General features: G+C 40.9%; 17 protein-coding genes. 14 read left to right on the plus strand and 3 right to left on the minus strand.

What is annotated here, in order from left to right:
* Positions 1-492, plus strand: a 492-nt coding sequence (locus tag ACESK1_RS09180; RefSeq protein ID WP_372919891.1) for a hypothetical protein, incomplete at its 5' end; no start/stop codon positions are given.
* 178 nt (positions 493-670) lie between these two features.
* Here ACESK1_RS09180 and ACESK1_RS09185 read toward each other — a convergent pair.
* Positions 671-3,028, minus strand: a complete 2,358-nt coding sequence (locus ACESK1_RS09185) for a TonB-dependent receptor domain-containing protein (RefSeq protein ID WP_372919892.1) — start codon at positions 3,026-3,028, stop codon at positions 671-673.
* Positions 3,029-3,440: 412 nt separating this feature from the next.
* On the opposite strand from ACESK1_RS09185, the gene ACESK1_RS09190 reads away from it, so the two are divergent.
* Entirely contained in the window at positions 3,441-3,803 is a 363-nt protein-coding gene (locus tag ACESK1_RS09190) for a CoA-binding protein (RefSeq protein ID WP_372919893.1), read from the plus strand.
* Here ACESK1_RS09190 and ACESK1_RS09195 read toward each other — a convergent pair.
* Positions 3,774-5,219 (minus strand): sodium:solute symporter, encoded by a 1,446-nt coding sequence (locus tag ACESK1_RS09195; protein WP_372919894.1) that lies wholly within the window; start codon positions 5,217-5,219, stop codon positions 3,774-3,776. The two genes, ACESK1_RS09190 and ACESK1_RS09195, sit on opposite strands and share 30 nt — an antisense overlap.
* A gap of 94 nt (positions 5,220-5,313) precedes the next feature.
* Between ACESK1_RS09195 and recR the strand changes: the two genes are divergently transcribed.
* Both recR and ACESK1_RS09205 read left to right on the plus strand, forming a co-directional pair.
* A complete protein-coding gene (gene recR, locus ACESK1_RS09200; protein ID WP_372919895.1) occupies positions 5,314-5,931 on the plus strand; it encodes a recombination mediator RecR in 618 nt (205 codons plus the stop codon).
* A gap of 200 nt (positions 5,932-6,131) precedes the next feature.
* Positions 6,132-7,451 carry a dihydrolipoamide acetyltransferase family protein gene (locus ACESK1_RS09205; protein ID WP_372919896.1) on the plus strand — a complete coding sequence of 440 codons (1,320 nt, stop codon included), beginning with the start codon at positions 6,132-6,134 and terminating at the stop codon, positions 7,449-7,451.
* A gap of 50 nt (positions 7,452-7,501) precedes the next feature.
* Here the strand turns inward: ACESK1_RS09205 and ACESK1_RS09210 are convergent, their stop codons facing one another.
* Positions 7,502-7,918 carry a BLUF domain-containing protein gene (locus tag ACESK1_RS09210; RefSeq protein WP_372919897.1) on the minus strand — a complete coding sequence of 139 codons (417 nt, stop codon included), beginning with the start codon at positions 7,916-7,918 and terminating at the stop codon, positions 7,502-7,504.
* 136 nt (positions 7,919-8,054) lie between these two features.
* Between ACESK1_RS09210 and ACESK1_RS09215 the strand changes: the two genes are divergently transcribed.
* The 10 genes from ACESK1_RS09215 to ACESK1_RS09260 all read left to right on the plus strand — a co-directional run bounded on the left by ACESK1_RS09215 (position 8,055) and on the right by ACESK1_RS09260 (position 15,029).
* The gene (locus ACESK1_RS09215) at positions 8,055-8,831 is read left to right on the plus strand and encodes an exonuclease domain-containing protein (protein WP_372919898.1); all 777 of its coding nucleotides are present in this window, start codon (positions 8,055-8,057) and stop codon (positions 8,829-8,831) included.
* Positions 8,832-8,843: 12 nt separating this feature from the next.
* Positions 8,844-9,458: a fumarylacetoacetate hydrolase family protein gene (locus ACESK1_RS09220; RefSeq protein ID WP_372919899.1), complete on the plus strand. Its 615-nt coding sequence runs from the start codon at positions 8,844-8,846 to the stop codon at positions 9,456-9,458.
* 4 nt (positions 9,459-9,462) lie between these two features.
* A complete protein-coding gene (locus ACESK1_RS09225) occupies positions 9,463-9,804 on the plus strand; it encodes an Hpt domain-containing protein (protein WP_372919900.1) in 342 nt (113 codons plus the stop codon).
* Positions 9,801-11,057 (plus strand): competence/damage-inducible protein A, encoded by a 1,257-nt coding sequence (locus tag ACESK1_RS09230; RefSeq protein ID WP_372919901.1) that lies wholly within the window; start codon positions 9,801-9,803, stop codon positions 11,055-11,057. The genes ACESK1_RS09225 and ACESK1_RS09230 overlap by 4 nt, the downstream gene beginning before the upstream one ends.
* Positions 11,058-11,319: 262 nt before the next feature.
* Positions 11,320-11,559 carry a 50S ribosomal protein L28 gene (gene rpmB, locus ACESK1_RS09235; RefSeq protein ID WP_372919902.1) on the plus strand — a complete coding sequence of 80 codons (240 nt, stop codon included), beginning with the start codon at positions 11,320-11,322 and terminating at the stop codon, positions 11,557-11,559.
* A 24-nt stretch (positions 11,560-11,583) separates the two neighbouring features.
* The gene (gene rpmG, locus ACESK1_RS09240; RefSeq protein ID WP_081211513.1) at positions 11,584-11,766 is read left to right on the plus strand and encodes a 50S ribosomal protein L33; all 183 of its coding nucleotides are present in this window, start codon (positions 11,584-11,586) and stop codon (positions 11,764-11,766) included.
* An 8-nt stretch (positions 11,767-11,774) separates the two neighbouring features.
* Positions 11,775-11,927, plus strand: coding sequence for a DUF4295 domain-containing protein (locus ACESK1_RS09245; RefSeq protein WP_372919903.1), 153 nt, complete (start codon positions 11,775-11,777; stop codon positions 11,925-11,927).
* A 222-nt stretch (positions 11,928-12,149) separates the two neighbouring features.
* Positions 12,150-13,103, plus strand: a complete 954-nt coding sequence (gene ftsY, locus ACESK1_RS09250) for a signal recognition particle-docking protein FtsY (protein WP_372919904.1) — start codon at positions 12,150-12,152, stop codon at positions 13,101-13,103.
* A 10-nt stretch (positions 13,104-13,113) separates the two neighbouring features.
* A complete protein-coding gene (locus tag ACESK1_RS09255) occupies positions 13,114-14,751 on the plus strand; it encodes an amidase family protein (protein ID WP_372919905.1) in 1,638 nt (545 codons plus the stop codon).
* A complete protein-coding gene (locus ACESK1_RS09260) occupies positions 14,751-15,029 on the plus strand; it encodes a hypothetical protein (protein WP_372919906.1) in 279 nt (92 codons plus the stop codon). The genes ACESK1_RS09255 and ACESK1_RS09260 overlap by 1 nt, the downstream gene beginning before the upstream one ends.
* Positions 15,030-15,085 lie beyond the last annotated feature (56 nt).

The raw sequence follows: 15,085 nt of genomic DNA on the forward strand, positions 1-15,085 counted from the left end.
AACCTGGAATATGTTACCCCTCTTTTTAGAGATCGGTTATCGCTAAATATGGATTATTCAAGCATAGGAACAACCGATTTACTGGGTTTGGATGAGATAGATTTTGAGTATTTAGGAGGAGGACTGAATTATTACTTTTTCAAGCCGGGAAAAGGTTTGTATGGCGGACTCTACTATGGAAATTTAAATATTGATGGGATGCTATCTGATGTGGAATCGGAGGATGATTCCGGTAAAAAAGGCGATGCTTTTGCTAATTATTCCCACAGTTCCTTTGGAGCTAAAATAGGAGCAAAATGGGGTGGTCTGATTTACTTTCGGCCGGAAATCGGATATTCTTTTGATCCCTTGCCGAAATCTTTTAATGCAGAAGTGGTTTTTGATGATGGGAGCCGGGAGGCTCAGGAAATAGATTTTGAACTTGAAGACTCCCCGGTAGACTTGATATTTTCAGGGCTAACTTTTAACCTGGGTTTTGGATTTTCCTTTTAAACTTACTGCCAGAGAAACAGCAATTACTTTATTTAAAGGTGTATCCTTAATCTGTACGAGCTTCAAAATATGGTAAATAAGGTTTAAAACTTCTGCTTACATCTTCAAAACATAAAAAAGGCCCGGCTTTTACACCGGAACCTTTTCAAACTAACCAACTAAACTACACGTGAAATATCTAGAAAACCCCGCCGCCCTCGGCCTGGTTGTCATCTCTCTGTTTTCTTTGCAAAGCTTTATTTTTTCCACCGCCAAACCGATAGGTGAAACCTAAATAAACAGTTTGTGTTTCTCCCTTAAACCAACCCTCTTGGGGCATTGGTCTACCGTTGATGAAACTGAATTCCTGGGTGTCAAAAACATCATTGAAATTAAGGCTTAGACTGGCTTTATTGTCCCAAAATGAATAGCGGCCTCCCATATTTACAAAATACATAGGTTCCATATCCATCTGCAGGTTTTTACTTTTTCCGCGGTAAAAGCCGAAAAGTTGAAAACTCAATCGCTCTGAAGCTTTGAAAGTGTGACTGCTTCGCGCGGTGAAAGCCGTGTTGTCTATTTCCAGATAATCTGTGCCTACCAAACCTTTCAGTTTCTGACTGTAAACCTCAAAGCCGGAATTGGTGCTCCACCATTTCGTGAATTTATAATTTGCTGAAAGTTCCAGGCCATAGGAATTGTTATCCTCAAGATTGTCAAAAGAAAGCAGGATTGAACCCGGATCGTTAGGATCTTCAACAAACACCTGACTTATCTCATCGTTAATATTTCTGAAGAATACTCCTGCGCCTACACTTCCTTTAGTTTCAAATTTTCTGGTATAATTAAACTCCAGCGAATTGGTGAATTGAGGGGTAAGTTCAGGATTTCCCGAAATGGTAAGCCTCGGGCTGCTTACTTCCCGAATTGGATTTACCTGACCAAAACCGGGTCTGTCAACTCTTCGGCTATAACTTAACTGATAAGTGTTTTTTTCACTGGGATTATAATTTAAAAATCCTGAAGGATACACGGTAAAATAATCATCGGTAAATACTTCCTCTCCATTATAAATGGCGTTTACTTTAAAATTTTCCAGCCTGGCTCCTAATTGGTAAGACCACTTTTCAAAATTCTGGCCGTAGGTAGTATAAAAGCTATAGATATCCCGTTTATAATTATAGGTGGAATTTTCAAAAGCCGGATTTGTAGAGCTGAAAGCATTGTCGGTATCCAGTAACCGGGCTTCGGCGCCCATTTCTAAAGTAGATCGCTCTGAAAGGGGATTCTCGTAATCCAGATTAGCTGTGATATTCTCTCTTTTTTCCTTAACATGATCCCGGTAAGCAGAAAGACCATTGGTGTTTCCTGAAAAATCAAAAGTGGAGTTTTCATCTTCGTCAAAGTCGTTGTAATCTACTTCCAAAAGGATTTTATGGCCTTCCTGGTCAAATTTATGATCGTAAGCAAAATTATAAGTAGCGTTTATATTATCGAAATTCAGATCCAGACTTTGGATTAGGTTAAGTTCCGGGTTATTAGGATAGATTAATCGCAAGCTTCCAAGGGGGCCACCATCATAATGGTTCTGGTTGGTGTAGAAGGAGAAAGTGTTTTTGTCGTCGAGATAAAAATCCACGCCAACTTTATAAAGCAGGGAGCTTCTTCTGTTTTCTATATCAAAAGCCTGCCGGTAATTCTCCTCGGGAAGAAATATACGCCCCGAATTATTTCTTGATCCCTCCTGGCCTCCAATATTCCCGTAAAAATTAAACTTCCCTTTTCGGTAATTCATATCCAGCGTACCATTATATCTTGTATTTTCTCCAATGGTTACGCCACCATTGAGGTTGCCGTTAAATCCGTCGTTGGCATTTTTATGTAATATGATATTGATGATTCCGCTCATCCCTTCAGGGTTATATTTTGCTGAAGGATTTGTGATTAGCTCAATACTTTTGATGGAGGTGGAAGGAATTTGTTGCAGTAACTGTGCAGGATCTATATTGGTAGGGCGACCATCTACCAGGATTTTCACGTTTGAATTTCCCCTTAGAGCGATATTTCCATTCTGGTCTACATTCACTGAAGGAATATTATTCATTATTTCTGAAGCGCTGGCGCCAGTGGTGGTAAGGTCTTTCCCAACATTTATCACCTTTCGATCCACACGCTGCTCAATAGTTGTTCTTTCGGCAACCACGGTAACTCCATCCAGCATAGCCACATCAGGTTCAAGGTAGATCTTTCCCATATTTAGATCGAAGTTCCGGCTGCTGATATCAATAACTTTTGAAAAGGTTTTGTACCCGATGAACTGTACCTGGAAGGTATATTTCCCGGCAGGGATCTTTTCAATGCTGAAGCTCCCGTCTGCAGATGAAGTGTTCCCCGAGATAAGATTCCCCTCTTCATCGTTTATAATTACAGTAGCATAGGGGATGGGCTCCTGTAATTCTTCGTCTATTACCTCGCCGGTGATATTTCCGAATGGTTCATTACCCGCAAAGCTTTGTGCGGAAAAGAAAAGCGTGATGATTAAAAATAACTGTTTCATTTTTTGATTGTTTTTGATGATTAGTATTTATTAGATGATACCTTGTTATGCATATTAATTATGAACTTGTTTCTCCGGAATAACCTTTTTGCAAAGCTATTCAAGGGCTTTTGTCTCTGTAATTCTTATAGACTCATGTATAGCAATGTACTTTGTAATACATAATAAAGAGACGTAAATCTTCTCAATTTATGAAAAGCCTTCACTATAAAAGACGCAGGTAATTTTAAAATGTTACACTTTTTTAAAAAAAAATAACCCAAACCGGAATTTCCGGTCTGGGTTAAGAAAACTTCCCTTTGTCCCAACACTAACCATCACATTATACCGGGATTTCGGGGAAGCTTCCTGTATAAAGAGACAATTCTGTAATTAACTTGTTACACTTACACAGATATTTTACTTTTGCTATATGAAAAAGAAAACTTTAGTTATTGGCGCATCTTTAAAGCCCTCCCGTTATTCTAACATAGCCATTAAGCGCCTGGTGCAACACGGTCAGCCTACCGTTGCCCTGGGTTTACGCGAAGGGGAAGTAGAAGGAGTCAAAATAGAAAAAGAAAAACTTCCGTTTGAAGATATAGATACGGTGACTTTATATTTAAGTCCGCCGCGTCAACCGGAATATTACGATTACATTCTCTCTTTGAATCCCGAAAGAGTGATCTTCAATCCCGGGACAGAGAATCCTGAATTCTATGAAATTCTGCAGAAAAACAATATAGAAGTCGAACCAGCCTGCACTTTAGTGATGCTTTCTACGAATCAATACTAATCCCAGAAAGGTAAGCGCCCCGTTAAGGATTAGAATAAAGAATCCGAACTCAAATCCAAACCAATTAAGACTGTTGATACTTATAACATAAGAAAGTATGGGAGCCATAATGGCTACAAGGGGAACCAACTTATCCTTTATTTTCCATTTGGTGAATAGCCCAAGTGTATAAAGTCCTAATAAAGGGCCATAGGTATAGCCGGCGAATTCAAAAAGCTTATTGATCACACTTTTATCGGCGATCGCATATTTAAAGATCAGCATTACCAATATCATCAGGATAGAGATCGCTATATGGATCTGCTTTCTGATCTTTATTTGTTTCTCTTCATTGTAGTGCTTCTCAATTTCCAGGATGTCTAAGCTAAAGGAAGTAGTGAGTGCAGTTAAAGTACCGTCAGCACTGGAATAGGCGGCCGCGATAAGGCCTAGCACAAAAAGTATTGCAACTCCCATTCCCAGCTCACCACTGGTAGCAATGGCCGGAAACAGATCATCTTTAATTGCGTCAATTCCGTTGAGGTCAGCGTATTGAGTGAGCAGTACTCCCAAAATAAGGAACATCATATTTACTATGGTGAGCACGATTGTAAATGAAAACATGTTCTTTTGGGCGTCTTTCAGATTTCGACAGGTAAGGTTTTTTTGCATCATATCCTGATCCAGTCCCGTCATAACAATGGCAATAAAGGCCCCGCTTACAAATTGCTTTATAAAATGATGACTGCTTTTCCAATCTTCAAAAAAGAAGATCTGGGTTAGGCCGGTATCTGAAAGATAATTTATCATTCCCGCCCCGGATACTCCCAATTCATCTGAAAGCACCACCAGGGTAACCCCAAGGGCCAGGAGCATAAACAGGGTTTGTAAAGTATCGGTCCAAACCACTGTTTTAATACCACTTCTGAACGTATAAAGCCAAATAAGAAAAATTGTCACCGTGACCGTTGCATAATATGGGATCCCCAATCCGTCAAATAATATAAGCTGAAGCACATTTGCCACCAGGAAAAGCCTAAAGCTAGATCCTACGATTCGGGAAAGCAAAAAGAAAGAAGCCCCTGTTTTATAGGAATAATTTCCGAAGCGGGAATTCAGGTAGCTATAAATGGAAGTTAGATTGAGGCGGTAATAAAGAGGAAGCAGCACTAATCCTATTACCGCGTAACCCACGGTATATCCCAAAACGACCTGAAAGTAACTAAAACTATCGGTAGTAACTGTTCCGGGCAGAGAAATAAAGGTTACTCCACTTAAAGAGGCACCAATCATCCCGAAGGCAACTATAAACCATGGAGATTGCCGGTTTGCCCTGAAGAATTCAGCATTACTGCCGGCTCGGCTGGAAAAAAAGGAGATCAAAAACAAGACGCCAAAATAAGCGGCGATCAAAAGCAAGATTTGGTAAGGCTGCATAAGATTTTCTTCTGAAAGGGCGAATTTACAAATTCATGTTAAACTTGGGGGTTTTCGGCTAAAATTCGTCCGGTAAAAATCTTAACTTCGCGCTATGGATTTTTCATCAAAATTACTGGAGCAGGCTGTGGACGAAATGTCTCAACTTCCGGGTATAGGGAAGCGAACCGCGCTTAGGCTGGTGTTGCATCTTCTGAGGCAACCCGAAGCCCAAACCCAAAACCTTGCCGCTGCTTTAACAAAACTTCGCAGCGAGATAAAACTATGTAAGAACTGTTTTAATATAAGCGATACAGAACTTTGTGATATTTGCGCCAATCCTGCCAGGAATGAAGAACTGGTTTGCGTAGTAGAAGACATTCGCGATGTGATGGCAATAGAAAACACCGGGCAATATCGCGGGCATTACCATGTGCTGGGCGGAAAAATAAGCCCTATGGATGGCGTGGGCCCTTCGCAACTTAATATTCATCCGCTTATAGAAAAGGTGAAGGCCGGTAAAGTTGATGAAATCATTTTTGCACTTAGCAGTACTCTGGAAGGAGACACAACTAACTTTTATATCTTTAAGCAACTTGAAGGGGTTAAAATTAAAACTTCTACCATTGCCCGCGGAATTTCGGTGGGAGATGAGCTTGAGTATGCCGATGAGGTAACTCTGGGTAGAAGTATAGCCAATAGGGTTCCGTTTGAAAGTTCTTTAAAAGGTTAATACGATAGCCTTCTGGAATTTTTTCGGGGTAAAAATTTAGTTTCAGCCTTTGAAATTGTAAATTTACCGGAGTCAGACTTTATCATTAACTTCAATAAATCATCACTAAAACTAAGTTTTATTGATTTTTTAATATTCAAATGGAGTAATTTTGGTAAATTCGCAATTATAAACCAAAAAAATAGCGTTCTAATATAGATATGGCAAAATTCGAACTTAAGCTACCTAAAATGGGGGAAAGTGTTGCAGAGGCAACCATTACCACCTGGTTAAAAGAGGTGGGCGACACCATTGACGCCGATGAACCCGTTCTGGAAATAGCAACCGATAAAGTTGATAGTGAAGTCCCAAGTGAGGTTGAAGGAAAACTGATAGAGAAACTCTTCGACATTGATGATGTGGTTCAGGTGGGTCAGACTATTGCTATAATTGAAACAGATGCTGAAATCTCAGCCGATGATGATCTTGGAGTAGAACTGGAAGATGCACCTGCAGAGGCAGAAGAGGTTGAAGCTAGCGTGGAAACCGCCAAAACAACTGCTGGAAGCGCAGATTTCTCAGAATCTGAACGTTTTTATTCTCCTTTGGTTAGGAATATAGCCAAAGAGGAAGGTATAAGTTTGGAAGAACTTGAAAAACTTGAAGGTACAGGTAAGGACGGTCGCGTAACCAAAGATGATATTCTTGGTTATGTAAAGAGCAGGAAAGAACAGCCGTCTCAGCCAAAGCCTTCGCAGCCAAAAGCCCAACCTATCGATACCGGTAAGCTGGAAGGAGCTATGGCCGGGGAAGAAACCGCGATGCGTTCAGGAGAAGATGAAATTATCGAGATGAGCCGAATGGGCAAGATGATCGCTCATCATATGGTAGAAAGCAACCAAACTTCGGCGCACGTCCAGTCTTTTATTGAAGTAGATGTTACCGGGATATGGAACTGGAGAAACAAGCATAAAAATGAGTTTGCTAAAAGGGAAGGTGAAAAATTGACCTTTACCCCAATTTTCATGGAAGCCGTTGCAAAAGCGATCCGTGATTTCCCTATGATCAATATTTCCGTAGATGGTGATAAGATCATCAAAAAGAAAAATATTAACCTTGGGATGGCAGCTGCTCTTCCCGATGGAAACCTAATAGTTCCGGTAATCAAAAATGCCGACAGACTTAATCTTGTAGGCATGGCCAAAGCTGTGAACGACCTGGCAGGACGAGCCAGACAAAATAAGCTGAAACCGGATGATATCCAGGGAGGAACCTATACGGTTACTAATGTGGGTACTTTTGGCAGCATAATGGGAACACCCATCATCAACCAGCCGCAGGTTGCTATTCTTGCCTTAGGCGCGATTAGAAAAGTTCCTGCTGTAATTGAAACTCCTGATGGAGATTTCATAGGAATAAGATATAAAATGTTCTTATCACATAGCTACGATCACCGCGTGGTCAATGGCGCCCTGGGTGGTCAATTCGTACAACGTGTTGCCCAGTACCTGGAAGGTTTTGATACCAATAGGGATATTTAGAAAAAACAGATAAATATGTAGAAAAGCCGCAAGTGATCTTGCGGCTTTTTTTATAGATCGTTTAGAAAGGATTGTAAAAGTTGTAAAGCAGGATGCTCTTCTTCTGTTGACTCGGCGAATAAGTCTTTTTTATTGAATTCCTTATACCCGATTATTTCCCCGGCCTCTTTATGATTAAGTTTCTCAAAAGCCATAGACCAGTCGGCGAACTTTCTGGTTTCAGAATATCCATCATCAAGGATCAGGATCTGATTATGCCTGTGATCGGCCGCAATTTTTTTGAAGAGTTCATCTATTACCTCTTCTTCTCCTTCAATATACTGGATAAACAAACCTTCATAACAAATGAGCATACCGGTAATTCCGGCAGCCTCATTTTTAAGCCGGGCCTTGGAAAGCATTATTTCAAGGGCGGCATCGGTAATAGAGTGAGTTTGCTGACTAACGTAGGAGAGGTATTTAAACACTTCATAAATATTTCAGAATGTAAATATAAGAAATCGGTTGTTGAAATTTATATCGCTTTAGAAAAGAGTTTCATCTCCTGGCTTTGGGCTTAAGCAAACAGCGAAATAATGGTATATTTGCCCAAAAGAGCTCCTCATGGAATTAAACTTAACCAAACCTATATGTTTTTTTGATCTTGAGGCCACCGGCACCAACCTGGCCCAGGACCGCATAGTAGAAATCGCAATTTTAAAGATCTTCCCAAACGGAAATAAGGAAAGCAAAACCTGGCTGGTAAATCCGGAGATCACAATTCCGGAGGAAGTTATCGCTATTCATGGGATCACAAATGAAAAAGTGGCTGATGAGCCCACTTTTAAGGAATTGGCCCCAAAGGTTTACGAGATGATAAAAGGCTGCGACCTTGCCGGCTATAATTCCAATCGCTTTGATATTCCGCTCCTGGTGGAAGAATTGCTGCGGGCTGGGATAGATTTTGATTTAAAGAATGTGGTGGCTGTAGATGTGCAGACAATCTTTCACAAAAAAGAACAGCGTACCCTTTCGGCAGCTTACCAGTTTTACTGCGGAAAAAACCTTGAGGATGCCCATACCGCCGAAGCCGATACCAATGCAACCTATGAAGTACTGAAATCTCAGTTGGATAGGTATGAGGATCTCGAAAACGACATAAAATACCTTGCCGATTATTCAGCAAGAAAACGTTTTGCTGATTTTGCCGGTTTTGTGGTTTATGACAAAAAAGGAAATGAGGTTTTTGGCTTCGGAAAAAACAGAGGAAAGAATGTTGCCGAGGTCTTTGAAAAAGAGCCCGGGTATTTCGGCTGGATCCAGAACGCCGATTTCCCGCTTTACACCAAAAAAGTGCTTACGGCAATTAAATTAAGAAAACTCAATACCAAAATTAAGTAGAAGTTTCCGGCTATGAAGATTATTTGTATAGGAAGAAATTACACCGAACATATTGCTGAGCTTGAAAATGAAAAACCCGAAGAACCCGTAATCTTTCTGAAACCCGATACAGCTATTTTGCTAAAAAAACAGCCTTTCTTCATTCCTGATTTTTCTGAAGATGTGCATTATGAGGTAGAGGTTTTGGTAAAGATCAAAAAAGTAGGAAAACATATTCAGCCTAGATTCGCTCATAAATATTACGATGAAATAGGTTTGGGAATAGATTTTACTGCGCGGGATCTTCAGAAGAAATTGAAAGAGAAAGCCTTGCCATGGGAAAAAGCAAAAGCTTTCGACGGGGCAGCAGTGATAGGAGAAAAATGGATGTCTAAAAAATCGTTTCAGGATATAAATAATATTAACTTTAGTCTTTTGAAAAACGAGGAGAGCGTTCAGCAAGGGAACACATCTCATATGCTGTGGAAGATCGATGAGTTGATAGCTTATGTTTCAGAGTATTTTACCCTAAAGATAGGGGACGTTATATTTACAGGGACTCCAGCAGGAGTTGGAAAAGTTGAAACCAACGACAGGTTGACCGGATTTTTGGAAAAGGAAAAGATGTTTTCAATCAATATTAAATAGCGATATGAGCAGTTACAATTTAGAGGGCGTAGAAGAGATGGCCGGTGGGGACAAGGATTTCATGAAAGTGGTGGTACAGACTTTTTTGGAAGAAATACCGCCGGATGTAGATGCGATGAATGAAGCTATTTCTAACGACAATCCTTCCCTGGCATATCAGTATGCTCACAAGATGAAACCTAATTTACAGTTGTTTGGATTGGAACTCATGGATGAGGTTAAAGTGATAGAAAGCTGGGCGAAAGCAGGAAGAAAAAAAGATGAGGTGCCACAGGCGGCAGCAAAGATCACCAAAAAAGTAAAGGTGGCGGGCATTGCCCTTAGAAGAGATTTTGAACTCGAATGAAAGCAGAAATAATTACCATTGGCGACGAAATATTAATAGGCCAGATTATAGATACCAATTCGGCTTTTCTTGCCTCAGAGTTAAATAAGATCGGGATCGCTGTGCACCAGATCTCCAGTATTGAAGATAAAAGATCCCATATTCTTACCGCTTTAAAAGAAGCTTCTCAAAGGGCAGAGGTCGTACTTATTACCGGTGGCTTAGGTCCAACACGGGATGATGTCACTAAATCCAGTCTTTGTGATTATTTTGAAGATGAACTCGTCGAAAATAAAGAGGTGTTGCAGCATGTGGAACAGCTTTTTGAAAAATATATAGAGACCCCAATTTCTGAATTAAATCGAAGACAAGCCCTTGTGCCATCTAAGGCTGAGGTGCTTTTCAATAAGTACGGTACCGCGCCGGGAATGTTATTCCGAAAGGATGGGGTAATGTATATTTCGCTGCCCGGAGTGCCCTTTGAGATGAAGGAACTGGTTAAAAATGAAGTGTTGCCTCGCCTGCAGCAGGAATTCAAACGCCCCATAATTCTTCATAAAACAGCTATTACCTACGGACTTGGCGAAAGTGCCATTGCCGAAAAAATATCAGACTGGGAAGATCAGTTACCGGATTTTATAAAATGTGCTTATTTGCCCAATTTAGGGAAAGTAAGAATAAGAATTACAGCGGTTGGAGATAACGAAGAACACCTCCAAAACTCCATAGCCGGTCTTTTAACCGATTTGCATCTATTGATCGGGGATATTATTGTAGGCTACGAAGATGATGAACCTGTAGAGATTCAGATTGGTAGATTGCTTTCTACCGCGAAACAAACTATTGCTACAGCAGAAAGCTGTACCGGCGGCCGCATCGCTAATTTACTGGCTACTCCGCCCGGAGCTTCGGTCTATTATAAAGGCAGTTTAGTAAGTTATGCTACCGAAATAAAAGAAGATATTCTGAAGATCCCTTCCGAATTAATAAAGGAACACAGCGTGGTTAGTGCTCAAGTAGCTGAGGCCATGGCAAAGAATGTCCGCTCAATACTTAAAACCGATTTTGCTATTTCCACTACAGGAAATGCCGGTCCGTCTAAAGGTGATAGCGATGCGGAAATAGGCACTGTTTACATAGGAATTGCCACTCCCACCGGCGTGTATTCTAAAAAATTTATCTTCGGAAATCACCGCGAAAAAGTTATCGGAAAGACCGTGCATAAAAGTATGGAGCTCATTCTAAGTGAAATCCTTAAATTTGCAAACGCTTAATTTTTTTCGAACTAAAACCTGGATATTGCCATTTTTTCAGAAGTAAGGAAACTTCAGAATGTAAATAATTTCCTTATCGACTGTAAATTAATGGAATAGCTTTTTAATTGAAGCCTTAAAAACACTGGGTTAGTGGGAGCAGGAATTCAGAATAAAGAAAATTTAGAACCCACAGAATTTTTTTAAAAAATGAGTTGCCGATTAGGTAAAAAAATCGTTAATTTGCAGCCTGTTTTGAAATAACAAAATAAAGAATAGAGCAATGTCAAGAGTTTGTGAACTTACGGGAAAAAGAGCGATGGTTGGAAATAATGTTTCTCACGCAATGAATAAAACCAAGCGTAAATTTAACGCTAACCTGGTTAAAAAACGTTTCTTCATCCCTGAAGAAGACAGATGGGTAACTTTAAAGGTTTCTACTTCTGCACTTAAAGATATTAATAAAAAAGGCATCTCTGCTGTGATGAAAGAAGCAAGGGAGAAAGGCTTTTTAAAGAAATAATCCCGGGCATAAAAACATAGAATAATGGCAAAGAAAGGCAACAGAGTACAGGTAATTTTAGAGTGTACAGAGCATAAGGAGTCTGGGCAACCAGGAACTTCAAGATACATCACTACCAAGAATAAAAAGAATACACCGGATAGAATGGAGTTGAAAAAATTCAACCCTATTCTTAAAAAAATGACGGTTCACAAAGAGATAAAATAATTTGAGTCATGGCAAAGAAATCAGTAGGTACTATACAAACAGGGTCTAAAAGATTGACCAAAGCGATTAAAATGGTTAAATCTCCTAAAACCGGTGCATATACTTTTGTAGAAGCAATTATGGCTCCGGAGGACGTGAACGACTTTTTAAGTAAAAAGTAATTTAGTACTTCAGGTACGAGACATTATAAAAAGCCGTCTGGATTAATTCCGGGCGGCTTTCTTTGTTTCAGGTGATTTGTAATAGCCTGAAGTTTGAGCTTAAGCAGATTTTTTCTGTTTCTGCCGGCTGGGGTATACAAACCCATTTATGTATATTTACACTTATTATTCTTGAATGCCTGAAGTTTCAGCAATTCATGTGTTTTAAACCAAACCAAAAAAATGAGCTTATTCAAAAAAATATTCTCCAAGGATAAGAAAGAAAACCTGGATAAAGGCCTTGAGAAAACCAAATCCAGCTTCTTTGATAAAATGAGCAAGGCTGTTGCCGGAAAATCTAAAGTAGATGATGAAGTTTTAGATGATCTGGAAGACGTGCTTATAAGCAGTGATGTGGGAGTTGCTACTACCATTAAGATAATAAACCGTATAGAAGAAAGAGTAGCCCGGGATAAATACCTGGGTACCGATGAGCTCAACAAGATCCTGCGTGAAGAGATCGCCGCCCTTATGGCTGAAAGCGAATCAGGGGAAGCTGCCAATATCCAGTTACCCGATGTAAAACCTTACGTGATCATGGTGGTTGGGGTAAACGGAGTTGGGAAAACCACCACCATCGGGAAACTAGCGCATCAGTTTAAAGGCGCTGGAAAAAAGGTGGTCCTTGGAGCTGCTGATACCTTCCGTGCTGCTGCAATAGACCAGTTGCAAATCTGGGCCGATCGCACCGATGTCCCTATTGTGAAACAAAAAATGGGAAGCGATCCTGCTTCCGTAGCTTTCGATACCATGCAGAGTGCCGTAAAAATGGATGCGGATGTAGTGCTAATCGATACCGCCGGCCGACTTCATAATAAGGTGAACCTTATGAACGAGCTTACCAAGGTGAAACGCGTAATGCAAAAGGTGATCCCGAATGCTCCCCACGAAGTACTCCTGGTTTTAGACGGTTCTACCGGCCAGAATGCCTTTGAACAGGCTAAACAGTTTACCGCCGCTACCGAAGTGACCTCTCTTGCGGTTACAAAACTTGATGGTACTGCAAAAGGCGGTGTGGTAATAGGCATCAGCGACCAGTTTAAAATCCCAGTAAAATATATTGGTGTTGGCGAAGGTCTTGAAGACCTGCAGGTTTTTAATAAATATGAATTCGTTGATTCTTTCTTTAAACAATAAAATTCCTTTTATGAAAAAATTTCTACTTCTGCTTAGTATCTCTCTGTTTATTGCCTGTGGCGATAAAGAAGCCGAGAAAGAAACTTCAGAAACTGACAAAGACACAATATCACAATCAGAACCGGAAGAACGGGAGTATAAGGTCCTGGATTCAGAATTTATTCTGCTGGATTCGCTATGGGCACCGTTTGAACAGGAACTAGCCGAATTTTCTGAAGATCGCTATTCCGAATTAGAAGGAGATCTGCTGGAGGCCGATATACCCACAATTCAGGAGAATATTAAAAATGGCGACTTGTCTTATGAAGAGCTTACTTTGTTCTATCTGCACCGTATTAAAAAATATGACAGGGAGAATGAGCTTTCCCTGAATTCGATTATTTCCCTGAATAAAGATATTCTGAAAGAAGCCCGGGAGAAAGATGAAGCTATGAAAAACGGAGGTGACCGCCATCCTATCTTCGGAATTCCGGTTTTGTTGAAAGATAATATCAATGCTGAAATTGCTTCGACTACCGCGGGTTCGGTAGCCCTTCAGGATAATCAAACCGATGATGCCTATATCGTGGAACAAATGAAGAAGAATGGAGCACTGATTTTAGGGAAAGCCAATTTAAGCGAATGGGCATACTTCTTTTGTGGCGATTGCCCTAGCGGGTATTCGGCTATTGGAGGTCAAACCCTTAATCCCTACGGAAGAAAAATATTTGACACCGGTGGTTCCAGCTCAGGAAGTGCCGTGGCTGTGGCGGCTAATTTAGCGCCCGTAGCCATAGGATCTGAAACTTCAGGTTCAATCTTATCGCCATCGAGTCAGAATTCTCTGGTGGGGCTTAAACCTACAATCGGACTCCTAAGCCGCAGTGGGATCGTTCCAATTTCAGGAACACTTGACACGCCGGGACCTATCACTAAATCGGTAGTAGATAACGCAATCCTTTTATCGGCAATGACCGGAAAGGATGCCACCGATCCTGCTTCAGAAGTTTTTGCAGCTCCTGTAAACGATTATTACAGCGCTTTGGAAAATGCGAACCTTGAGGGAAAACGCTTTGGCGCGATAAAAGAACTGATGGAAGATACGCTTTATGTACGGGCGGTGGAAGATCTTAGAAAGGCGGGAGCCGAAGTGGTGGAATTTGAAGCCGAAGAAGTTGAGCTTCCGAATTTTGTAAGACTTTTGAACCTGGATATGAAAACCGACCTGCCCGAATATTTTGACAAATATGGCGGGAATACCGGCTTTTCTTCTGTAGAAGACCTGGTGAAATTCAATATTGAAGATTCAACACTTAGAATGCCTTATGGCCAGGCTTTATTTGAAGGGATCCTGCAGGATTCAGCTTCCGAAGAGGATTTTGCAGCCATAAAAGACACTTTAAACCGAAACGGGAAGCAGTTCTTTGATGTGCCTATGAAGGAGCACGATCTTGACGCTGTGCTTTCCATTAATAATTATCACGCCAGTTTCGCAGCAGTAGCCAAATATCCGGCTATTACGGTGCCGATGGGATTTGATCAGGATGGTGCCCCAAAAGGGCTGACGATGATAACTACTCCCAACGGAGAGCAGGATTTGTTGACCTGGGCCGCGGCCTATGAAAAACAATCGAAAAGACGTGAAGCCCCTGAAAAATATACCGACTAATGCGCAGTGATTATCTCTCGCTTATCTCAAAGATCATTTTCTTTTACAGCATTTTTTATGTAGTGATGAAAATAATCGCCGCGGCCGGTGGCAGTGCACCCTATGCCAATTTAATCCTGGCTTTGCCATATCTCGCTTTTGCCGCTGTTGGTTGGGTGATGGTCAAAAAGAAGACTTACCACTGGGCCTATGTGATCGCCGGAGCAATCGTGATAAGCCTGGTGCGCTATTTTGAACAGGACTGGATGATTGCTATTGAAAGTTATTTCGGGGGGTAAATTCTATCGTCTTTCCGTCTCTGTAGTTCGGATGACCTGAAGCAAGACCTCAAAAG

The organism is Salegentibacter sp. (assembly GCF_041642575.1).
Taxonomy (GTDB): domain Bacteria; phylum Bacteroidota; class Bacteroidia; order Flavobacteriales; family Flavobacteriaceae; genus Salegentibacter.